General features: G+C 36.0%; 18 protein-coding genes and 1 pseudogene. 2 read left to right on the forward strand and 17 right to left on the reverse strand.

The window, feature by feature from the left end; translation table 11 throughout:
* Window positions 1–444 precede the first annotated feature (444 nt).
* The 7 genes and pseudogenes from JFU50_RS26215 to JFU50_RS26250 form a co-directional block, all read right to left on the reverse strand.
* Window positions 445–837 carry a hypothetical protein gene (locus JFU50_RS26215; protein WP_201224798.1) on the reverse strand — a complete coding sequence of 131 codons (393 nt, stop codon included), beginning with the start codon at window positions 835–837 and terminating at the stop codon, window positions 445–447.
* Window positions 838–926: 89 nt separating this feature from the next.
* On the reverse strand, window positions 927–1,409 hold the full coding sequence (locus JFU50_RS26220) for a deaminase domain-containing protein (protein ID WP_201224799.1): 483 nt from the start codon (window positions 1,407–1,409) through the stop codon (window positions 927–929).
* Window positions 1,410–1,731: 322 nt separating this feature from the next.
* Complete coding sequence (locus tag JFU50_RS26225; protein WP_201224800.1) at window positions 1,732–3,243, reverse strand: hypothetical protein; 1,512 nt, start codon at window positions 3,241–3,243, stop codon at window positions 1,732–1,734.
* A gap of 4 nt (window positions 3,244–3,247) precedes the next feature.
* Entirely contained in the window at window positions 3,248–4,069 is an 822-nt protein-coding gene (locus tag JFU50_RS26230; RefSeq protein ID WP_207198835.1) for a zinc ribbon domain-containing protein, read from the reverse strand.
* Between the two features lie 5 nt (window positions 4,070–4,074).
* Complete coding sequence (locus tag JFU50_RS26235) at window positions 4,075–4,971, reverse strand: ORC-CDC6 family AAA ATPase (RefSeq protein WP_201224802.1); 897 nt, start codon at window positions 4,969–4,971, stop codon at window positions 4,075–4,077.
* A gap of 560 nt (window positions 4,972–5,531) precedes the next feature.
* Window positions 5,532–7,970 (reverse strand): annotated as a pseudogene (locus JFU50_RS31145) (DUF927 domain-containing protein).
* A gap of 150 nt (window positions 7,971–8,120) precedes the next feature.
* Window positions 8,121–8,423: a helix-turn-helix domain-containing protein gene (locus JFU50_RS26250; protein ID WP_201224805.1), complete on the reverse strand. Its 303-nt coding sequence runs from the start codon at window positions 8,421–8,423 to the stop codon at window positions 8,121–8,123.
* A 131-nt stretch (window positions 8,424–8,554) separates the two neighbouring features.
* Between JFU50_RS26250 and JFU50_RS26255 the strand changes: the two genes are divergently transcribed.
* Entirely contained in the window at window positions 8,555–9,538 is a 984-nt protein-coding gene (locus JFU50_RS26255) for a helix-turn-helix domain-containing protein (protein WP_201224806.1), read from the forward strand.
* A gap of 12 nt (window positions 9,539–9,550) precedes the next feature.
* Window positions 9,551–10,717 (forward strand): site-specific integrase, encoded by a 1,167-nt coding sequence (locus JFU50_RS26260; protein WP_201224807.1) that lies wholly within the window; start codon window positions 9,551–9,553, stop codon window positions 10,715–10,717.
* A 224-nt stretch (window positions 10,718–10,941) separates the two neighbouring features.
* Here the strand turns inward: JFU50_RS26260 and JFU50_RS26265 are convergent, their stop codons facing one another.
* From JFU50_RS26265 to JFU50_RS26310, 10 genes are all read right to left on the reverse strand, one after another.
* Window positions 10,942–11,907 (reverse strand): MBL fold metallo-hydrolase, encoded by a 966-nt coding sequence (locus JFU50_RS26265; protein ID WP_201224808.1) that lies wholly within the window; start codon window positions 11,905–11,907, stop codon window positions 10,942–10,944.
* Window positions 11,908–11,997: 90 nt separating this feature from the next.
* Entirely contained in the window at window positions 11,998–13,260 is a 1,263-nt protein-coding gene (locus JFU50_RS26270; RefSeq protein ID WP_201224809.1) for an MFS transporter, read from the reverse strand.
* Window positions 13,261–13,931: 671 nt separating this feature from the next.
* The gene (locus JFU50_RS26275) at window positions 13,932–14,861 is read right to left on the reverse strand and encodes an alpha/beta hydrolase (RefSeq protein WP_201224810.1); all 930 of its coding nucleotides are present in this window, start codon (window positions 14,859–14,861) and stop codon (window positions 13,932–13,934) included.
* A 178-nt stretch (window positions 14,862–15,039) separates the two neighbouring features.
* A complete protein-coding gene (locus JFU50_RS26280; RefSeq protein WP_201224811.1) occupies window positions 15,040–16,149 on the reverse strand; it encodes an FAD-dependent oxidoreductase in 1,110 nt (369 codons plus the stop codon).
* Window positions 16,150–16,162: 13 nt separating this feature from the next.
* Complete coding sequence (locus tag JFU50_RS26285) at window positions 16,163–17,500, reverse strand: MFS transporter (protein WP_201224812.1); 1,338 nt, start codon at window positions 17,498–17,500, stop codon at window positions 16,163–16,165.
* 196 nt (window positions 17,501–17,696) lie between these two features.
* On the reverse strand, window positions 17,697–18,395 hold the full coding sequence (locus JFU50_RS26290) for a 3-oxoacid CoA-transferase subunit B (protein WP_201224813.1): 699 nt from the start codon (window positions 18,393–18,395) through the stop codon (window positions 17,697–17,699).
* A complete protein-coding gene (locus JFU50_RS26295; RefSeq protein ID WP_201224814.1) occupies window positions 18,388–19,083 on the reverse strand; it encodes a 3-oxoacid CoA-transferase subunit A in 696 nt (231 codons plus the stop codon). The genes JFU50_RS26290 and JFU50_RS26295 overlap by 8 nt, the downstream gene beginning before the upstream one ends.
* Window positions 19,084–19,099: 16 nt before the next feature.
* Complete coding sequence (locus JFU50_RS26300; protein ID WP_201224815.1) at window positions 19,100–20,050, reverse strand: MBL fold metallo-hydrolase; 951 nt, start codon at window positions 20,048–20,050, stop codon at window positions 19,100–19,102.
* Between the two features lie 103 nt (window positions 20,051–20,153).
* Window positions 20,154–21,860, reverse strand: a complete 1,707-nt coding sequence (locus tag JFU50_RS26305; protein WP_201224816.1) for a CocE/NonD family hydrolase — start codon at window positions 21,858–21,860, stop codon at window positions 20,154–20,156.
* 168 nt (window positions 21,861–22,028) lie between these two features.
* Window positions 22,029–22,409: a Zn-ribbon domain-containing OB-fold protein gene (locus tag JFU50_RS26310; RefSeq protein WP_236694892.1), complete on the reverse strand. Its 381-nt coding sequence runs from the start codon at window positions 22,407–22,409 to the stop codon at window positions 22,029–22,031.
* Between the last annotated feature and the right edge of the window lie 3 nt (window positions 22,410–22,412).

The raw sequence follows: 22,412 nt of genomic DNA on the forward strand, positions 1-22,412 counted from the left end.
TAATGAACTTTTTTATAAAAACTGGATAATAAAAAAAACCTTTTTTGATCAATCTTTATTCAAAAAATGGTTTCTTTTCATTTGTAGAAAACTAAGGCTTCAAGTGACACTTTTAATCGCAATTTATTCTAAAGTTACAAAAATGCTTCTGAAATTAAAAGGCAAGGGAGAACCATACAAACATCTTACAAAAGGAATAAGGCAATGACGTCTAAATGTTTAATAACCACTCCACTAAACCAGTCCAAGCATTTTTATCCATAATTGTGCCCTCTTAAAACAATCATAACTTTATTTCCCTATTCATCCAATTCATGTATTTAACAATAAAAACAGATAAATCCCTCTTGTGGTTGGTATATTTTTATGTTTCATTATTATACATTTCTCTTTAAAGCCGTCGCCTTGGTATACACCTATCATTCTCAATCATTGAAAGGTACATTATCCGAAATGTCTATCCTGAAAATTTTGTTCATAAAATCTAATAATTTTTCTTACTTTTACATCAATCTCCCTTCTATATTTATCACCTACAGCTATTTCATTAGGAAATTCGCGTACACTTCCTGATTCTATTACATTTCTAAATTTTTCGAATACATCACGAAATGATTCTTTAAGTTCCTTGTCAGCAAAATAATAACTCAATTCTAAATATAATATCTTTTTGCTATATTTATCTTCTGCCATAGGTTCTAATTCATATTTGATTTTACCAGTCGCGCCGCTTTCTGTATAACCGCTATCCAAGCATTCTTGATATATGTCATCTACTAAGAATACAAATTTCTCATATATATTTTCTAAGTTCCCTGGAAATTCAATAATAGGCATCGCAACCAACTCCTTTGTCACATGGATTGTCTTCTATTCGATTTTGAAAATACACCGTTACATTTACATTGTATTTATCTTCAAAATTTTTAATAACGCACCTGCAAACTTGGACAGGGATATCTACGAGTCCAAAGTACAATATTATTTTTAAATACTTTATTGTTTTCAAAAGCCACTTGTTCCAATATTTTTGATTCTGAATCATCCCAACGATCCCATTTTTCCGAATGTTTAGTACAATCGTTATCATAGGTCTTTGTATTAAATATGTTTTTACGACCTATTAGTTCTGGACGGTAACCAATGGTATATTTATCTTCAAAAAACTTAAGGTACTTAAACTTTTTAGAATGGTTAAATCCACTATAGGCTATATATTTCCGTACAGAACCACTTGTTTCATAATAGTACGCACACGCAAAATTGCCGGCCTTCTTAGCTATTTCATAATAATATTTATCCTTGTTTTGAATATCTGGATTTTCAATCAGATCCAGGAGCCTTTTATTATAATCGTCAATTATATCATTTATTATTTTATCGTTATTATCATATTGATTTATTTCCATTATTTCGCTCCTTTGTTATATACAGTAACACCAACAATAATTTTGTAGGACAAAATTATTCAAAGCAATTGAGAATTTTATTTTAGGTATAAGTGAGCTACTGTTAAACAGTAAATACATTACCACAATTAGAAGAGATTTTAGACCAATTTTAACAACCTTACCCCAATAGATAAAGGGCTAGGGTTGCGCTATTCAACGCATTTTACACTTTGTTAATTTATTCCATTGGTTAGGCAAGGTGAAATAATTTCGGAACTTTCTCATTACTTACTGTAAGAAATAACTAAAGAGACTCTTACCATTAAGGGCCCTTGCTATACTAATTGGTTTGAAGTTGTCTAACATTACTCAATGTTAGATTAAAGTCCTTATCCAACAATATATCTAGTTCCAGTGAGATTTTATCGTCCTTTTCTTCTACCTCCGCTTCTACATTGGCTTTAATTTGAATATCAGTATTAACTAATTTAACTTCATAAAAATGTAATTCAAAATCTTTAGTTCCTTCTATCTGACAGCAAGAAGTTACTTTCTCTGCTAATGTTTCATTATCAATTTCTGAGTCAATTTTATTTGAAATAGAACCGAAAATAGAAATTAATCTATCTATTAATTCCGTATCAGAAACCTTAAATAATTTTCCGTATACATGATGAAATTTATATTTACAGTGTTCAATTAAAATTCTAATTGCTTCATAAATATCCAAATCTTCAGTAAGGTCATCAAACATTGCAATAACATTTCGTTCTAAATCTCTTACTTCAATTGGATTCTCAAAAATATAAGCGATGATTTTTAGCTTGTCAGTAACATTCGGATGATTTTGTGTAAGTAACTGTAGTATTTGTTCTGCATCTTCTTTATCATAATATAATATTTTTTCAATCACAGTTTCGATTTCATCGAAAGTTAATTCGTAAAACTTATTTATATATGTTGGTATTTCACTTAGTTCCCTATGATTCTCAAATATTTCTTTAATGGTTCTATGGTGTGCAGTGTCATCGGGATAAACCTCTTTTGCAGCCACTATCGGCATAACTTTTCTAAATATTTTTTTATAATTTGCTATTTCACCATTATCTGTAGTTGACCAAAATATATTTACAAACTTAGTAAAGAGCTCGTTCTCAGCAGCCCAATTCCCTGTAATTAAACTCAATTTGTTTTTCCATCTTTCTAAAGTCTTCTCAAATACATGCTGATTAAAAGCTCTTACAAATGAATAACAAACTAACAAAGCTTCTTGTACAGCTATTAAATCAGGTTTTAACACACTTTTAACGTCGTCCCTACTTAAACCTAATTCTTTTGCATTATGACCATTTAAAATTCCACCACTATGTACGGCACAGTGTCTAAGATGACAAATCTTATTAAATTCTTTCATAGCTACATCTAACGAAGAATTCTCTTTTATATCAATATCTAACAATTCTCTAGTCTTACTTTTAATCTCTTTTCCAGAAGCAAAAGAACTTGCATCAAATAATCCTTCAGCAATCTTAGATAAATCGTAATAGTCTACTGAGCCAAATTTGATCATTTTATCAGATGCTTTGTCCCTTGCTTGTGGGCAGATATTAATTACGTAGCAAAAAACGTTTCTTAAATATTCTTCTACAGCCGAAACATACCCCATAATCAATAACCTAGTTATATCCGGGTACTCCCCAACTATTTCAGGTTTTGTTAATTTAACATACTTAGTACAAATTTCGTAAAAATTATCAATTGGACTCTTTATTATCGGAGAACATTCTTGAAAGAACTTCTTACTTTCAAGGATTACTGTTTCTTCACTTTTATTCATTAGAGGTGGTAGCATATTATTAACCCCCTATAAACTCTTCAGCATAGTCTTTTATTTTTTGAGCCCAATAACCCTGAATACCTTTTACTTTTTTCAGTTCAACTCCATTATCATCCATTAAAATATCCTTAATAATGACAATATTCGAACCTGTTTTAATCATTTCAACCCTTTTAGATGTTAAAGGTAAGGCAGAAATATCTTGTTCTATTAATTCAAGAAAAAGCGAAGCACTCTCCAATTTTGCCCCACAATAAGCACAAAACTTGGCTTCATCAAAAGTTCTTTGGTTTCCACAAGATGAGCAGGGTGGTAATTCAAACTTGCATTTCGCAACCATCTCTTCAGTAAACAACGATTTAGAAACAAACCTTTTAAATTGCCTTGTTTTAGTTTTCTGTAGACATTCACTTATATACTCAAATGTCTTTACCTTACCTTGCGCAAGGGCATTGTATTGTATAATTTTCCCTAGATGTATCATATATCGCTGAAAAACGCCTTTTGTCCCCTTACTAATATCTTTATCTTGAGTTACTAAGCCCGCATATTCTAAAATTTGTATTACTTTTTCAAGTTCTGTTGGCATTGGCGCTGAAAGTGCAAAATATACAAATTTCCTGTCTGGTTCTTTATTTTTATTTAGTTGTTTAATTTCTTCTAAAATAATATTTAATAAATCTATACCTGCATTGATAAAATTTTGATACCTAGGCATTCTTGATTTTAATGAAGAATGGAAATGTTCAACTGTACTTACCCATTCGTTTACTGCCTCATAATACTTAATATTATTAATAGAATCCTTTGATTGTTCATCATTTAATAAGTATTCAGACATAACAATTAAAGCTCTAGGTATACCATTTGTCGCATAATATAACATAAGTACGCCATCTCTTTTTTGTTTAATACATTATATTTTTCCTCCCCTAACCTTTTTCTTAATAGTTCATCACAGAATTCCACATATCTATTTTGTGAAGGTGAATATCCGGCTTCCAAGAACAATGCATCATGACCAATATTAAAATAAGGACTATAAGTTGTTAAACCAGGATAAACTGCTGCCTTTGCCGTAACATCCCTACTTTTTAAAATCCTAAAAAGTTCAAAAAACTCTTTTTGTAATTCTGAAGAAAAAGCATGTGCTGCATCATCCAATAATAAAACTGCCCTCTGTCTACCAGTTAATTTAATTAATTCACTAATAAACTCCAAAACATTTCCAACACTCATTTCAATTTGTGCTATTTGATTAAATTTTTCTCGACCAAGAACTCCACCTTCTAATGTATAAACTAACCTTTTTAAATTGTCAGTTGTAGTTCCAAAGTATTTAGAAACCAGCTCTTCAAATTGTGTTTTATCATATTGATTACATTCTAATAGGGAAAATTTTGTCTCTATCACTAACTTGGCAAGAACCCAATTAATAAATATTGAATTACCATTAGAAGCATTATAGAGGAGTGGCTCAATATGTAAATACTTCTCGAAATTAACGTATATAGGAAGTATTTCACTTTCTCTTAGACTAGAGTAATATGCCCATTTCATTAGCATGCTTTTACCTGCACCACGAGGTCCTATCAATAACTTTGTTGAATTATTAAGTAGCTTTTTAATAATCTGGTTATCTTTTTCAGTTAATGACATCCAATTAAAAATATCACTTTTTTCTAATTTTTCAGCTCTTTCCTGAAATATATTATTTTCTAAGAAAATAGCAGACTCTAACACTCCAGCATCAACCCCTCCTAATTATATGTTTTAAGTGTAACCGGGTTTTCTCTTACTTTCTACATTATTATGTAATTATGGATAAATATTCTCTTGATTTATTTATTTTACGGTAATGCTACCTAATTTTAAAACTGTGATGTATCCATACACTACAACTGTATAGTCATATCTTTTTTTCACAGCATTATCTGAAACAACAATATTCGGATTGTTCGTCATAATAAAACCTCCTGATTTTAAGATACAAATCACGAGGCTAATTACTTGCAGTTACATAAAAACAGACTGAAATTCATTATTTTGTATTCATTTAAAACATTGATATATCAACGCTATTTGCTATATTTAACTAAAATTACAAAAATACAAGCAAAAAAAGAAACGGTAGTATACTATAATTTAGCAAAGACTCATATTAACAAATCTATATAAATAGATAATAACACTTGTAATTATTGTATTCTTGTATTTATATCTTTAAAAAGGCTACTCTATCAACGTTTTAAGGGTTACAAAAGAATACAAATCATGTATCCTCATGTAACCCTTCTTTTTTTTCAAAACTCTTTTGTGCTGAAGTCAAATCCCAATTTTTTAATAATATCTTTATTGATTAAAATTCCTTTATGAGCCCTTCCTCTTTTATTAATCGTTGTGTAATCCACATCCAAGTCCTTGTTTTTAAATGTGACTGTCACATTTCTCTTCACCCAGGCGGATCGAATTTGTTTTGCATTTACCCCTAAACGCTCTTTAATGTAAGCTGGGGTTAAATACAATTCCCCCTTGTGATATAGAGCACTAATAGTTTGTGTAGGTTCACATTCTACATATAATCTGTTACGATTTGAATCAATCTCTTCAAGTAACTGTTCAAGCTCTAATAAAGGTCTATCAACTGCCTTGTTCTCATTTGATATTTTGTAGAAAAGTGCCTCCAGGGCGTTTAAATCCACATCTAATCCTTCACGATTAAACAGGTCATTTAGCACCTTTCCAATAAACACTATAAAGGAGTAATGAAGAGAAATTCTTCTAGCAACATCATTCTCAACTGATTTTTCCAAATACATTTTTCTGTACTCTTCAAATTCCTGTAAATAAATAGTTCGTTTATCTTTCCAACGTTTTAAGAACTCAATTCCAATTGCACCATGATTATCAGTAAATGAGGTGTAAAGTTTTCCTGAAAAGCTTTTGTCTTCACCTTCAAATGAGAACTTAGTAATAGGAATTACTCTTGCTGCTACACCTTGAGCTTCTGCATAGGCTAGGATTTCATTTTCACCAGATGTTACAATGATGGATCTCCATGATGCGGTGTGTTGGCTGCCTGTGATACTTCCTCTTAGCTTTCCTATGTTATTCACAAACTGATAGATCATCGTTTGAATCATTTTGGTGTCGTTTACTCCATTAGAATCATCAAGTATCTGAGGATAAGAATTCAGGAATGCAGATCTTCTTTCTACAGCCACTTTGGTTGTGTTAAAAGATCCAATATACTCTTTAGGACTCCCCCATACCGATGCACAGAGTAGAAGTAAACCACTTTTACCACTGCTAGATTCTCCTGATACATCTACAACTATGGGCTTCATATCAAACTCATGTAAAATAACCGAAGCAAAGGAAGCTAGTAAAGGGAAAACTGCCTTTGGGTGATCCTTCACTAAGTTCAAAACATCTTCAATCTAGCTTTCAACAGTCCCTTTTACTTGAAATGATTCTATTAGTTGTTGTTCCCCCCCATCTCCCGGAACTATATGTATATCTTTCGTTGAAATGGGATGTATGAAGTTTCCCTTTACATCCCCTAGCCGATTTACCATTTTGACTGTCGGTATTTCGTTTAGTCCTATGAATAAATCAAAGTATTCAATAAGGTTTTTAGAGTTTGAATCATTGCAACTTAACCCTTTATCTGCAAGTGCCAATAATTCACGCCTTGAAGCTAACATACCCGCAGGAACAGTTTCCTTATAGTCCTTTCCTTTGTTACGCCAACTAATTTCATAATATATCTCGCTTTTTTCAATATGTTCCAAGTATTTAGTTATGAATGGAACATTCCTGCTCACAAAGATTTCAATGTCTTGAAATTCTCCGTAAACCTTTTTCACTTCTATTCTATAAAGTGAATCATGCTTAATTCGATATGGCTCAGGTATGACAAATCCCGATACTTTATCAAAGTCATTGTTGCTTGATTCTGATTGTACCAACTGCTTTTTTCTTGTAGTAGACTCTAGTTTTCCAATACTAGCAATAGAGGCTTTTACATCATTTATAGTGTAGCTAGCGTCTTTATCAATACAGAAATACTTATAGATTAATAGCATGCTTTTCTCAACTTGCTCCATCGGTACTCCCGTTGATTTCAACCTTCTTCCAAAATCATAGAGTGATTGATTACGTGATCCATTTTGCATAGGAATTGAAAACTCATAACCTTTTGTCTTTTCAGCATTCCAAACTGGTCTTAAGAACCAAGGCAGTTCATTGGGGTGATCCGTTATTTGGGATATGAACCTACCTTCTGTGTTATAAGTCGGAAACACTATTAAACTATTAGTTGTGCCAACCCGAGTGTCTACTACAATCCCTATGGACGAAAAGAAATGACTAATCATTTTCACATGAACGTTCTCATTAGAAGTTGCCTTAAAAATAAATTGAAAGCCCCTTGGAGTTTTGATTAGATGATGATGGAATCTTTCTCTTCTGAGCAACTCTACTAGATAAGAAGCATGTTCTAGAATATCTACATCGATTACAATAAAACCTCTTGGAATTACTGCTCCAATCCATCCACCCTTTGATAGATGTTTTTGTATTTCCTCTTCAGTTAAACTTTCTTTATTTTTATATGACTCAAACGGTCTTTTAGCTGCACTATAGTTGGTATTCCCATTTAAATAACCTAGACATTTAATAATTTTCGCCCCTGGGAGAACTTTTTCTACACATTGAGTGACTGATTTCCCATTATCCATAGCACTTCCCCCTTTTATTTTTGCATTTGCTTATTCCTAAATTCGAATATAAAATAAGAGTGTAATGTTTTTTTACGCCTATTAACTCACGCCTATGAGTTAGTAGGTTTTTTTGAACGTTCTTCCATCAAAAACACAGCCATCCACAAATTATAGCTTCCGTTTATACTTCAAAATATCACCGCCATTGTTACGGACTTCAACGTAATATTTCTTCATAAACTCTTGAACTTCTTTTCTATTAAACAACCATTTTGAACCTAATCGTACTTTTGGAAATTTCTCATCATATAAAAGATGCGATACGATTGTATTCCATGACATGTTCAAATAAGTTACCAATTGCTTTGAGTCCATGAAAAACACTTCCATCTCAATCTCCTGTAAATGCTCTTCTACTTTCTGAAGGTATAGTTCTTTCAATAGTTCCTGATCAATCTCAAAGCTAATCATTTCTTTTCCCCCTGTCCATTTTGATTACAATCGAAACTAATATGGTTGCAATTGTTTACAACCACAGTGTAAATCATTACCATAAACTTTGCAACCACTTTAACAAAATCGTTCACAATTGTGTTATTATAATGAAAACAGACGTGAAAGTAGGTGTGAAAATGAAAAAGGTTAGTGCCTTTGGAGAGGAAATAAAGCGTATTAGAAAATCGAGAGGCTTGTCTATAAGGTTTTTAAGTGAGAAATCTGGAGTTTCTCATTCTTATATCTCTCAAATCGAAAATGGAAACAGAGATACACCACAACCAGAATTAATCAAAAAAATAGCAACCGGCTTAGGTGTAGACTACTTCGCATTAATGAGAATTGCCGGTTTCATGACACCAGATCGAAAAGAGTCAGATGACATTTCAGAGCTTTTGATTACTTTACCCATTGAATATAAAAAACAATTTATTGTTGAAAAGAAAGAAAATATTCCATGTCCTGATGATAACGAACCTTATATTAATAAACATGAAAATCAGGTGACCCTTAGATCCGATATAAAGAAATTTCAATCTAAACTTGAGTACATGGTTCATGACAAATTTATATTTCTCCTTGCGTTACACGGCACAGCAGGTGACTTTTTAAAAATATTGAGATTGCATAAGAATAAAGACATCACCGAAATGGCTAAACATTTAGATACAGATAGTAAGACATATAAGTCACTTGAAGAAAACCTCAAAAGTAATTCAGCACTTCTAAAAGAATATGGAGAAAAGCTCGGAGAAATATTAGGTGTTGGAAATTTTGAAGACTGGCTAGAATTAGTAGCTTCAACATTGATAAAAATTTTGCCTGTATCAACAATCGTCGGTGCTCACACAAAAAGTGATCTCGAAATAATAGAAATCAGTGTACCATCTGTCTATCAAAAAACAGATGAGAATGGAATCGGCTATTATATTACCTATACAGAGGAAGAATTAAAAAGAAATTTATTTAACCTTGATAATATACTCAACCAAGAAGTACACGATGTTTTATATAAAGATAAAGTGTTATCAAAATCTGAAATAGAAAAAGTAAAGACGATGCTGAAATTGTTATTGGAAGATGACAATTAAAGGAGGCACATAATGGCTTACTTCCGTAAACGGGGGGATAAGTGGAGTTACACCGTCAACCTAGGTATAGACACTATTACAAAAAAACGAAAACAGATTACAAAATCAGGATTTTCTTCAAAAACAGCAGCTAAAGATGCAGCTAAAGAAATGGAATTCAAAATTTCTAGAGGAGAATTTGTACAAGACTCTAATATGAACTTTCATACGTTAGCAGAAAAGTGGCTTGAAAGTTATTTAACACAAGCTAAAGTAAGTAGTGTACGGGCTAGAACAAAAGAATCTAACGTATTACTTAAACAGTGGAAAAACACACCAATAAAAAGTATTAATAATTCTGTTTATCGAGAATATTTAAATGAACTTAGCAAAGTGTATTCACTGAACTATACAATTGGCATTCATACGACAGGCCGAATGATGTTCAAATTTGCCGTAGAGTCGGAATGGTTACAACAGAATCCGACAGAAAATTATAGCCTTCCTAAACAACAAGCTACTATTGAAGAAGTTGAAAAGGAGAATCTCAGAAAGAAATTTCTAGAAAAAAACGAGCTTATAGGATTCTTATCCCTTGCTCGTACTGAAGGTCTTAGTAATGACTATACGCTGTTTTCTCTATTAGCCTATTCAGGAATTCGGATAGGTGAATCGTTAGCCCTCAAGTGGTCTGATATCGATTTTAGGCGAGGATCTATAAGTATTTCCAAGACTCTATACAATCCCACCAACAACAAGGTGAATTACACTTTGCTTACACCAAAAACAAAAGGTTCTATCCGTACAATCAAAATGGACGATCAGGTCATGAAGTTATTGAAAAAGCATCTAATACAGCAAAATAAAATGAAAATACAAAACACACATACTTACATGGATGAAAACTTTGTCTTCACTTCACCAGAGGGATATCCATTAGTGCAAAAACTGCCAGCAATACGTTTACAACGTCTTCTTAAGAAGTTACCGCATATCCACAAGGAAGTAACGTTGCATTCGTTCAGGCATACGCACACATCGTTACTGATCGAAGCAGGAGTGGGGTTGAAAGAAATTCAACAACGATTAGGACATACAGATATTCAAACAACTATGAACATCTATGCTCATATGACTGACAACATGGAAGAAAAGGCCTCCCATCAGTTCAGTAAACTGATGGAAGACCTTCAACTTTAAAAGATATATACATGTTAAGTGAGCAAATAGGTGAGCATTTATTTCTAAAAACTCGTTAAACTCCTTTATATCAAGGGATTCAAAACCTTATTACATCATGCTACCCATTCATTAACCATCATGGTCGTATGAACGGTTAAACATAATGACTAAAACACGTTTTGGATGTATCGGAAACGGGTTTTACAACATCAATCAAAGGCATTATAAGGCCCTTCAATGATTTAGTTGCAATAATAATGCCAAATTCCTTTCTCCATTTCCTTATTAATTTCCCCTTGTAATTCAAGATAATCTAGATAACCAATAATTTCAGACATAATATTGAAAAACTGCTTTTCATACTTTTCTTTATATCGTAATTGGGCAATTCCACTTGCGGTTGAAATTCCGGATTTAATAATGCTTATGTATTTGTTGGCTTTTTCATCAATCTCTTTTATTCTTTCTTTTAATAAATCAACAGGATTTTCTATGATCATACCATGACCTGAAAAAACGAGTTCAACATTCAATGACGAACATTTCTCTAATGACTGCTTTTGTTGGACCAAAGATTTTGTACGGATTCCATCATAATCTGGTTCAATGAAGGCATTGCTTGGAATATTTTCAATTAATAAATCTCCAGCAAATAGCCACTTACACTCTTTTCCATAAAAGGAAACCTGGTCTGGAGCGTGCCCTGGGATTTCCAAAATATCAAAGCCAAAAAGTTGGTTATTGGTAATTTCTTGGATTTCGCAATGGATTTTTTTATCCTCACCTAGAATAATAGGATTGCGTAAATTAACTACTTGTTTATCCCCGATTTCCCCACATCCCATCTCCTTGTATAGTTTTCTGAAAAACTCTATTCTCATTTTCGTATATTCTTTATCTCTTTTCAGTACAAGTATGGCATAAGGATGAGCGTATACAGGAATGGAATGCGTAGATACAATTCGGTTGACTAAACCAATATGGTCCAGATGATGGTGTGTTAGTAGAATCCTCGTGATATCAGTAAGTGTGAAATCATGATTCTTTAAAGTCTTTTGTAAGGAATTCCAGCAATCATCTGTGTTCAATCCGGTGTCAATTAACGTTAAGGAATTCCCATGTTTCACTAAGAAAAAGTTATAACTTTTCAGTTTATTGGAAGCAGGGACAATGATGGGAAATACCTCCATATTATTTTGTTTAAACAACACATTCCCCCCTAATCTGTTATGAAATTAGAATAAGAACAAGATTAGTCCACATCTTTCAAAGATGAGGCGGACTAATTTGTTCTTTAATTAGATACTAGATGTGACTTCTTGCTCTGGAGTTGATGGTACTTCCTTTGAATCAACTTTAGCTGGTGCTGTTTCTTTGAAGAATAATGAGAATAATAATGCCAGCACACCTGCACCAGTAGCTACCAATAATGGTGTTTGAATACCATATATGTCTGCTAAAGCTCCATTCACCATTGGATTTAAGAATCCACCGAAGAACTCACCAATACCGATTGTTAATCCTACTGCAAGACCTGAGTACTGTAATGGAACGGACTCAACAGGAATAACTGACATCGACATACCAATTACACCTGAACCTGCGGCACCGATGAATAAAAGAACCATCATTAATGGAACTGAATCGACGAATACTACTGTCAATGGTACGAGAATTAACAACAAACCAGATACTAAAGAAGCCGATTTACGACCAGTACGCTCTGAAAGCATTGGGATTAAGAAACCGAAAAGTGCATAACCGACACCGAATGCAGCCATTACGAAACTCATTGTCGTATCTGATATACCTTTTGCTTGGACTAAATATGTTGGTCCGAAAATTTGGAATGCCATAAGTACTGTCATCACTAAGCTGAAAACAATAATGGATAACCAAATATTACGGAGCTTAAGAATATCTTTAACTTTAATTTTTTCAGTCGATTTTGTAGCATGCATAGTATGGTATTTCGCTGGATCTGGATTTTTAACTGCTTTTAAGATGACTAAGCTTAAAATAATCCCTGGAATAATCGTTAAATAGAACGCCATATGCCAGTCAAAATTAGTTGCTAACGCAACGATTGCTACAGGCGCTAAAATGCTACCGAATAATGCGTTACTTGTGTTCATTGTGAAACCTAAGTTAAATCCGCGACGACGCTCCGAAGATTCCATTGCTAAAATCGATTGTGTTTGCGGAATCAGTGGACCTTCTACAATACCCATTAATAGACGTAGTACGAATAACATAGCGAATGATTGTGCTAAACCATGTAATAATGAAATAACTGAGAATGCGAATACTAAAATTGCTAACATTGCTCTCTTATTATTCACTTTATCTGAAATAAATCCACCTAATGGACCAGCAACTGACCAAGTTAACGCAAGAGCTGCTCCAAGCAAGCCTAATTGCGTGTAGTTTAGTCCTAAATCTACAGAGATCATTGGGAATAAGTAGTTAATCGCTAAACGGTCAAAGAATACGAATCCAATTAGAAAGAAAAAGATTACGGTCAATTTGTTCTCATAAGTCCAAAACTTTGGTTTTCCCATTATTAAAACACCCTTCCTTAAAATCACGTATTGTTATAGCTAATAAAATAAATCATAAAATACGGTGATACCGAGTTGATTAGTAAAAATTACAATCATCTGGATTTCAAGGCCTAATGAGGTCGCCTAACCTTCTGTAAAGAAAGCGATGGATATTGATTCCCGATTAATAATCCAAGAAATAGGAAATAATCAATGATGGGTGTTTCTTCAAAAACAAAGTTCGAAATATTACGAATATATTTTACGAGCCATGACCTGCTTCGTATATCACCCAGTTCCTATTAGTATTTTCAATTTTATTTATAGGTATCATAGTCAAATAGAGTTAATAAAGATAACCATTGTTTTCATTGGGTGTTCGATCACTTGTAAGTGCTTTCAAAAATATTGTAGTTATAGAAATCAATTTATCTATCTATTTTACGTAGCATCAGTATAGATGTACAAAAAGTTCTATTATGGGGTCAATCCAATTAATTTCTCTGAAAGAGGGTGACTTGAACTATTTCAAATTCAATTGATATAAATATGTACGGATATGTGGCGGCAATGGAAGTTTACAATTCACCTTCTACGATATTGTAAAAGGAAAGCGACTATAAGTTAGTAGCATCAGACTGTCAAGAAAACCTCGACAGTCTATTTATTTATCAAAATACTTTAACACATTAGATCTCTTTATTTAAAAAATCACCTGTACGTTTGTAAACGTCTTTATATTCATCAAGATGCGTGAATTTACCTAAGAAACCGTGAGTTGCACCTTCGTATCTTTTTGTTTCAACATGTACACCAGATTTTTTTAAATTCTCAGCAAATAGTTCCCCTTCATCTCGCATTGGATCATATTCTGCTGTGATGACAAGTGCTGTTGGAAGATTTTCTAAATTTCCTTCTCGGATTGGTGAAACAAGCGGATTATCAGTATCTACATTTCCTAATAAATAGAAGGAATTATGTTCAGCTAATTGATCACTTTCTACAAAATAGCCCTTTCCATTTTCCACTAATGATGGGTAACGAAATCCACTGAAGTCAAGGTCTAGTGATGGATAATACAATACTTGCTTCGTAATGATAAATTCCTGTTTGTCACGGGTCATTAGAGAAACGGCAGCAACTAAGTTACCACCAGAACTATCCCCTGCAACTGCGAGGTTCTTCCCATCCCATTTTAATTCATCCTTATGTTCTGTTGCCCATTTTGTGACGTTATAGCAATCTTCTAATGCAGCAGGATATGGGTGTTCAGGAGCAAGACGGTAATCAAGAGAAATGACTTTATATCCGGATTCCATGCAAACCGGGCGTACGATTTCATCATGACTTTCTAAATTTCCAGAAAAAAATGCTCCACCGTGGAAATACATTAGAAGTGGATAAGAATCTCCTTCCTTCGGCGTATAAATTCTTACTGGTATATCCGCTTCAGAAGTCGGAATTGTTTTTTCTTCAACAGAATAAACTTGTACACGTTTTTCAACAGGGAAAACGGGTGCATTGAACACTTTTCTATGTTCTTCTGGAATGATTTTCTGTTTCTCATCAGTTACTGGAATAGAATCTAACACTTTTTTTATCTCGGGATGTACAGGCATCTTAGAGAACCTCCTTCTTTCATTTATTCCGTTTTATTATATAATTAAATAGCAGAGCATTACCTACTTGAATATTAGTTCATACCTCGTTCTAAAAACCATATATTCCCTAGTAATGTAAGTGGATTATACAAGAAGGCTGATTAGATGTTGTCGCAAATAACCAGCCTCCACTTTTTTAAAAATGAGTTTTTTCAGGGAATGCAGTCTTTGCTTGGTCTGTTGGGAATAGACGAGATAATTCTTGGTAAAGCTTTGTAATTGGTTTACGCTGCTCTTCATAGTTTTGCAAGCTTTCCGCAGGTGTTATAGTTCCAGCAACTGCTTCAGCAATTGCTTCTGCTAATACTTCAGCATCCTGGATCGCCATGTTTGCACCTTGGCCTTGGTTGTGAAGCATTGCGTGAGCAGCGTCACCAACTAATGTTACAGTGTTTGTACTCCATTTAGTGAGTGGTTCAAGATCACTTAATGGACGAGTTACGATATCTTCTAGCTTGATATTCTCAACAATTTTTTGAAGTGTAGGTCCAAAGCCTCTAAAGCTATCCATAATTTGTTCTTTTGTAAAAACAGGACGCAATGCGAACTCGCCAGGTACTGTGATATCTACAGATACTTGTCGGCGACTTTCTAATGGTAATAAATAAAATGAATCATCACCGTTTACGTATATACGTAAAACGTTTTCTTCTGAAGCCATACCAAGAGCCTCTTCGAAAGGAATTAAAACACGGTGTGCTAAGTAACCGGAATAGACTGGCTCAACATGGCCTAATACTTGATTGCGAACTAGTGAACGAATGCCGTCAGCTGCAATTACGATATCAGCTTCGATTGTTTTACCGTTTTCAAATTTCACTTCTACATAATTACCATGGTCGATTATTTCAGTTAAACAGTGGTTTAAGTGAAGCTGGTCTTCTGGAATATGAGCTACTAATAAATCTAATAAATCTGCACGGTGAATTAAACGAGCATAAGCATCTGCTTCGTCACCCGTTAATACTGGCCAAGTTTCTCTAATTAATACTTGGTCATCTCCCTGGATAATTTCCATGAGGTTACTTCGTGCAGTTACTTTTTCTAACTCTTCATATAAGCCCCATTTTTTAAAGCAGTTTACACTTGGCGGACGGACACCGATACCAGCACCAACCTCTTTTAAAACAGGTGCTTGCTCATACACGTCAGCACGAATTCCTTTCGCTTTTAATGCATTCGCAGCTGATGCCCCACCAATACCGCCGCCAATAATTGCAATTCTTAATTCAGATTTTGATTTCATAAATATTCCCCTCCTATGCAATATCGATTTCTTTTGTTTTTTTGTCATAAGCATGCCTTAAAGGAACCAATGAAAAAGCAATAGCCGCTATAATACCTGGAATTGCAAACGAAAGAAAATTCATTTGCGCAGATAAATTAAGTGAAACTAGGAAGCCTCCAAATGCCGGCCCTATAATCCCACCAATTCTTCCAATTCCCGAAGCAAAACCTATGGCAGTTGAGCGAATTAATGAAGGATAGTATTGTGATACAAAAGCGTATGAAATATTTTGAGCCCCCATTGTACATGCGCCAACAATAAAAACTATTAAATAGAGAATAGTCATGTTAGTTTTAAAACCAAGAAGCGTCAAGGAAACCGCTGCCATTATAAACATCGGAACGAGCACCTTCTTAACTCCATATTTATCTGCAAGACCTCCAAGGATTAACGTTCCAACAATAGCACCGATATTTAAAACAATCATAAAGGATAAACTTGAACTAAGAGCATAGCCAGCACTAAACATCAAATTAGGAAGCCAAGTACTGATCCCATTAATCATTAACAAACACATAAAAAAGGCAACCCAAATCATTACCGTACCAAGTGCGCGATTATTTTTAAACAATGCAATCACAAGAGAACTAGGATTTTTTTCTGTTTCTGTACTTATTACAAACTCCATATCTGATGTTAAGGATACTTTGTCATTAACTTTTGAAAGAACCAAACGAAGTTCGTCTATTCGGCCTTTCACCAAAAGAATAGCAGGTGAATCATGAAAATACTTGACCACAAAAGGAATGAGCAAAAGTGGAATCGCTGCTACCCAGTAAACACTTTTCCACCCCATAAGAGGTATAAAGTAAATACCTACAAGACCTGCCAAAATACCACCTACAGAAAAGGCACACATCACGATTGATACCATGGTGTTATGCAAGTGTTTCGGTGCGTAATCGGTCATGATGGCAATCACATTTGGTAGGACACCGCCAATCCCGATTCCAGCAATAAATCGGAAAATAGAAAACATTAATGGACCAGGTGCGAATGCACATAAAAACGTAAAGATACTAAATAGGACCACACTTAAAATAAGGATATTTTTTCTTCCAAATTTATCAGCCAAAACTCCAAAGAATATGGCCCCTAGCATCATTCCGAAAAATCCGTAGCTACCAATGGCTCCTGCTTGAACAGGTGATATGGACCATTCCTTCATAAGGATAGGTATTACAGAACCATATATAACAAGGTCGAACATATCAAAAACAATAATGATGCAACAACAAATCAATAACCTCAAATGAAAGCGATTAAATTTACCTTCATTAACGACGTCGGTAATATTTATTTTAGCCATCCCAAACCCCCAGCATAATATAGTAGATACACGCTTGAATCTTAAATAACCGGCCTACTCCCCAATTGCTTGGAATTTCCTAAAGCAAGACAAACTCCAAAATTCCATCCCGAACCAAAGAGTTTATCCGCTACCTGACATTCCTGGATTGTTTACTTTTAGCTACGGTCAATTGTATGTTTTATGGTGTACCTAGTCATTGTTGCAATTCGAGAGCCTCTGATTGCATGTCGCTGGACGCATGTAGCTTAAGAGGAGCAGCAGTACATTCCTGCACGTATTCGAATGTAACGCCAGGAGCGAGTTCCCGTACGACAAGGCCATCATCTGTCACATCGATTACCGCAAGGTTTGTATAGATACGATTTACACAGCGAGGCGCAGTCAGTGGAAACGAACATTCCTCAACGATTTTCGCCTCTCCTTTATTTGTAGTATGTTGCATAAAGAGGAAAACACGCTTGCTGCCAACAGTCAGGTCCATGGCTCCTCCTACACGTCCAAGAGTAGCGTTAGGGAGTTTCCAACTCGCAAGATCACCGTACTTAGAGACCTGGAATGCCCCAAGTACTGCTGCATCAAGGTGACCGCCACGGATCATTGCAAATGATTCTGACTGCGAGAAATAGGAACCACCCGGTCTTAATGTAATTGGTTCTTTTCCGGCATTCACGAGGTCCATATCTTCTTCACCAGGTTCAGGTTTTGGACCTAATCCAAGAAGACCATTCTCACTATGGAAAATGATTTCTCGACCTTCAGGAATGAAATCGGCTACAAGCGTCGGTAAACCAATCCCTAAATTCACGAACCATCCATCTTCTAGATCCATCGCTACTCGAGAAGCCAATTCAGGCATTGTCCATCCAATTACTTGTTGTTGGTCTTTACTCATTCACTAACACCTTCCCTTCATGTTGCGCTTCAGCTTGCACTAAACGATGTACGAAGACACTCGATGTTACGATTGTTTCTGGATCGATTTCTCCGACTTCTACAATTTCGTTTACTTCAGCAATTGTTGTTTTTGCCGCTGTCGCCATCACAGGGTTAAAGTTGCGCTGTGTCTTCCGGTAAACAAGATTGCCCCAACGGTCAGCCCGATGTGCTTTAATAAAAGCGTAATCGCCTTTGATTGCATGCTCTAAGAGGTGCATTTGGCCATCGAATGTACGCGTTTCCTTACCTTCTCCAAGTTCGGTGTGGGCCCCTGTTGGAGTGTAAAAGGCTGGGACTCCTGCTCCACCTGCACGGATTCGCTCCGCTAATGTTCCTTGAGGGGCAATTTCTAATTCTATAGTTCCTTTTTTGAGACGCTCAATCAGATCATCAGCGTGTGGACCAACAGGGAAAGAGCAGATAATTTTTCGTACTTGATTGTTGCTAATAAGCGCTGCCACACCGTCGCTAACTGCGCCAATATTATTTGATACTACCGTAAGATCCTTAGCTCCCTGCTCCACAAGGGCGGCAACAAGATATGACGGTAATCCGCTTCCCCCAAATCCGCCAACGAGCAACGTTGCTCCATCCTGCATATCTGCAACGGCTTTTGCTGCATTTTCAAACTTCTTCTGGATCATTTAGATTTCCCCCCTCTCATTTATGTGCAACAATAAGTTCTTCTTTATAACCATGCATCGTTACAAAGTACGCGCAAGGTAAGTTCCGTGGATCCCCTGTATAGCCAATCTCATCAGCAATAGATCCAAACGGTCCATATAGTCCATCATTTCCAGTGAACTGTGCATCTATCGATAAATGTCGCTGAACAACGTCAGCCAGCTTCGTATCCATTTCTAGACTTGCTCGAAGCACAGCAGCAACCTCATCTCCATCTACCTGTGGATTGACAATCGCTCCGTTTGCGTTCCTAAAATGATGTCCTAAGTACAAGCGCTTCGGACGCACTTCTTCGAGAAGATGCTGTAAGCTTTGGCGATAGTGAGCAGGGTGTTCAATTGTAGGAATCCTACTTTGCGCCCCACCATACATTTGCACAGCGTCGGCTGCAAAAGCCCAGTTCATGCCATCAAGGACAAATGTCACCGATCCGATAGAGTGTCCTGGCGTTTCCACTACCGTAATCGACACATCACCACCAAGTAATAAGCGATCGCCACCAACAACCTCTACTGTTGGCTCCAGATCTTCTCCGATATCGTTGAGCAGGATGGCTGTATGCTTTTCCTGCGTTTCCGTATCCAAGTATTGTCCTTGAAGCTGTTTGTAATCTGTAATGTGTGCACTACGATTACGTAGTAAATATGCTTCCTTCTGAGGGATCACAACTTCTGCGCACCCCCTTGTTTTCTCCCATATCGCTCGGGCACCACCAAGATGGTCAACGTGCCCGTGAGTCAGAAGAATCCAGCGTATATCCTCAATTCGTAGGCCATGCTCGGCAAGAACTGTCTCAATTTCCTGTGAAGCTGATGATGCAATTCCTGTATCAATAAGTGCAGGCTCCGGTGCGTCGATATAGTAGGCATACGCAGATGTTCGACCAAATTTACATTCGATCGGTATAACACGTACTGAATTTGTCATGTTTTTCACCCCTATAATTCAGTTTATGACTACAACGCCTTATATTTAAGAAGAGGTGCTGTGGATGTTCTTTAGCAGGAGATGCAGTCAATTCAGCACACCATTATTTCGTTAATTTGTTTGTAACGTCAAATTCTTTAGGAATTACCGGTAATACTAAACGTGATGGGTGCTCTGCATCACGATAGATTTTGTGCGCTGTCGCACGTCCACACGGTAAGTGGTAGCTATCTGGTGGTAATAATTTTGCATCTTCTCCATCAAGTGGTTCGTTACATGCAAGCTCTAGTTCAATACGATGTCCTGGTTTAATTAAGAATGAGAATGGATATAACCGAATCGCATACTCGATAATTTCACCAGGTGGTACTGGTACCACACGGTTGTGTGGATGCCAAGGCTCACCGTATGTTGATTTTTCTTCATTTAGTTCCCGATGAGATGCTTTTAAATAACCTGATGTCATTAACGTACGTTTGCCACCTGGATCTACCTCATAAAGCTTCGCAATGAAGTTTGTATCATCTGTATCGATTTCTACATGGATATATAATGCCCCTGTACCTGTCATTTCTGCAGGCTTTAGGAATTTATCACTCGTCCATTTAATCGTCTCGGATGTTGTTGTTACTGTTAATGGCGCTTGGTAGAAGCCATCTGGATGTGCATATTCAGATGTTAATGGCTCCGGTTTCTCGCTAATTTTATGGCGAGGGCGTAAGTAGAACTCTTTCTTTTCTTCATATAGCAATGGCCAGTGATCTTCTTTACGCCATTTGTAAGAACCTTCTACAGAGAACTGCACTGTGGGTTCGTCCATAATGCCATTGTCAATGCCTTTTAACCAGTAATCATACCAGCGGAACATTTCATCATGGCTTTCATGGAATGGACGCTCTAACATTGGTGGAAGCGCTTGGACATCAAGCTTTTTAATGCCTGATACTTTGTGGAAGCATTCGATTGTGCCTTCAACGTTCCAACCGCGACCCCATTTTGCTTGGAAGTAAGTTGGGATTTCTACTTTATGGGCTACTTCTAATGCGCTATCTTTTTGCCAGAATGGGCCATCAAGTGGATTTAATAAGTAATCTATCCACAATTCGTGCCGATCTTGATAATGTAAAAGGTGAACGAAATCTGACCAATGTGCGATATCTGGATCGTTTAAGCGTTCTTGCGTTTTTTCTTTAAGCTCTCCTGGAGTGAATACTTTCGAGCTCTTACTTGCAACGTTATTGAATGCATTACCACTATCGCCGCCGCGTCCTTCACGAGAAGCACGTGGCATTAACCACATGATACCGCCGTGATAACAAAGCTCATACAGATCGAAGTGACCACCGTTCGCAAAGATTGCTTTTAAATGTGGTGGTTGCTCCGCTGCACCTAAAATTTGAACAGATGCAAAGTATGAAATACCGATCATCCCGATATTTCCGTCACACCAATCTTGCTCAGCCATCCATTCCACGATGTCATAGATATCTTTTCCATCTCCATGACCACCAGAATTATAATTACCGCACATTTGACCTTCAGAACCACCTGTACCACGTATGTCTGCGATAATATGAGCATAGCCTCGTGATACGACTTCACGAATGTCACCTGCTTCAATCGCTCCGTTCCATAGATGACTTGGACGTGCTTGTGGAGGTAATGTTAGCGCTTGCGCTTGTAATTCTTTACCGTATGGGCTAAGAGCAAGTAATGCTGGTACTTTTTCTGTGCCTTCAGGACGGTAAATATCTGCAGCGATATGCACGCCGTCACGCATTTTAATGCGTACGCCCTTAGTGATAATCATTTAAATTCGCTCCTCTTCTTAGTCTTTCTAAGTATTTTTTGAATCTGTATAGTGACAGTTCAATCAATAGGAAATTGAAAATGTTCACAATAATCAGATTTTTTATTATTCATTACATCCGCCTATGTTCTAATAAAGCGAAGTAGCAAAGCCTATTCATTAAAATCCTCAGGCAGGTGTGAAGCACGGTACAAAAGAACCTGGATTATCTTCATCGCCACTTTGCTTGAATACCACTTTTACCTTTTGATTGATATGCACCGTATCTAGGTCACAATCGACGATATTTGTCATCATTTTTGGACCTTCATCGAGCTCAACGAAGGCGATGGCATATGACACTCCTCGTCGCATCACACTATAAGTGTAGATACTACCAGTGCCATTTGCTTCTTTCCATGTCGTTTTCTCGGTCATACAATATGGGCATAACACACGTGGATAATAATGATACTCACCACAAGAATCGCACTGCTTTATCAGAAGCTTTCCTTCTGCAGCAGCATCCCAATATTCCTTGTGTTCTGGATGAATCTCAGGGATCGCCATCGT

It is taken from the genome of Peribacillus sp. TH14 (genome assembly GCF_016651145.1).
GTDB lineage: Bacteria > Bacillota > Bacilli > Bacillales > DSM-1321 > Peribacillus > Peribacillus butanolivorans.

What these genes read in the sequence shown, in the direction of transcription:
- JFU50_RS26280 (WP_201224811.1), bottom strand. Translation starts at nt 16,149, where the DNA reads ATGAAATCAAAATCTGAATTAAGAATTGCAATTATTGGCGGCGGTATT.
- JFU50_RS26250 (WP_201224805.1), bottom strand. Translation starts at nt 8,423, where the DNA reads ATGATTAGCTTTGAGATTGATCAGGAACTATTGAAAGAACTATACCTT.
- JFU50_RS26220 (WP_201224799.1), bottom strand. Translation starts at nt 1,409, where the DNA reads ATGGAAATAAATCAATATGATAATAACGATAAAATAATAAATGATATA.
- JFU50_RS26310 (WP_236694892.1), bottom strand. Translation starts at nt 22,409, where the DNA reads ATGGCGATCCCTGAGATTCATCCAGAACACAAGGAATATTGGGATGCT.
- JFU50_RS26300 (WP_201224815.1), bottom strand. Translation starts at nt 20,050, where the DNA reads ATGACAAATTCAGTACGTGTTATACCGATCGAATGTAAATTTGGTCGA.
- JFU50_RS26290 (WP_201224813.1), bottom strand. Translation starts at nt 18,395, where the DNA reads ATGAGTAAAGACCAACAACAAGTAATTGGATGGACAATGCCTGAATTG.
- JFU50_RS26285 (WP_201224812.1), bottom strand. Translation starts at nt 17,500, where the DNA reads ATGGCTAAAATAAATATTACCGACGTCGTTAATGAAGGTAAATTTAAT.
- JFU50_RS26270 (WP_201224809.1), bottom strand. Translation starts at nt 13,260, where the DNA reads ATGGGAAAACCAAAGTTTTGGACTTATGAGAACAAATTGACCGTAATC.
- JFU50_RS26295 (WP_201224814.1), bottom strand. Translation starts at nt 19,083, where the DNA reads ATGATCCAGAAGAAGTTTGAAAATGCAGCAAAAGCCGTTGCAGATATG.
- JFU50_RS26255 (WP_201224806.1), top strand. Translation starts at nt 8,555, where the DNA reads ATGAAAACAGACGTGAAAGTAGGTGTGAAAATGAAAAAGGTTAGTGCC.
- JFU50_RS26230 (WP_207198835.1), bottom strand. Translation starts at nt 4,069, where the DNA reads ATGTCTGAATACTTATTAAATGATGAACAATCAAAGGATTCTATTAAT.
- JFU50_RS26305 (WP_201224816.1), bottom strand. Translation starts at nt 21,860, where the DNA reads ATGATTATCACTAAGGGCGTACGCATTAAAATGCGTGACGGCGTGCAT.
- JFU50_RS26225 (WP_201224800.1), bottom strand. Translation starts at nt 3,243, where the DNA reads ATGCTACCACCTCTAATGAATAAAAGTGAAGAAACAGTAATCCTTGAA.
- JFU50_RS26260 (WP_201224807.1), top strand. Translation starts at nt 9,551, where the DNA reads ATGGCTTACTTCCGTAAACGGGGGGATAAGTGGAGTTACACCGTCAAC.
- JFU50_RS26275 (WP_201224810.1), bottom strand. Translation starts at nt 14,861, where the DNA reads ATGCCTGTACATCCCGAGATAAAAAAAGTGTTAGATTCTATTCCAGTA.
- JFU50_RS26215 (WP_201224798.1), bottom strand. Translation starts at nt 837, where the DNA reads ATGCCTATTATTGAATTTCCAGGGAACTTAGAAAATATATATGAGAAA.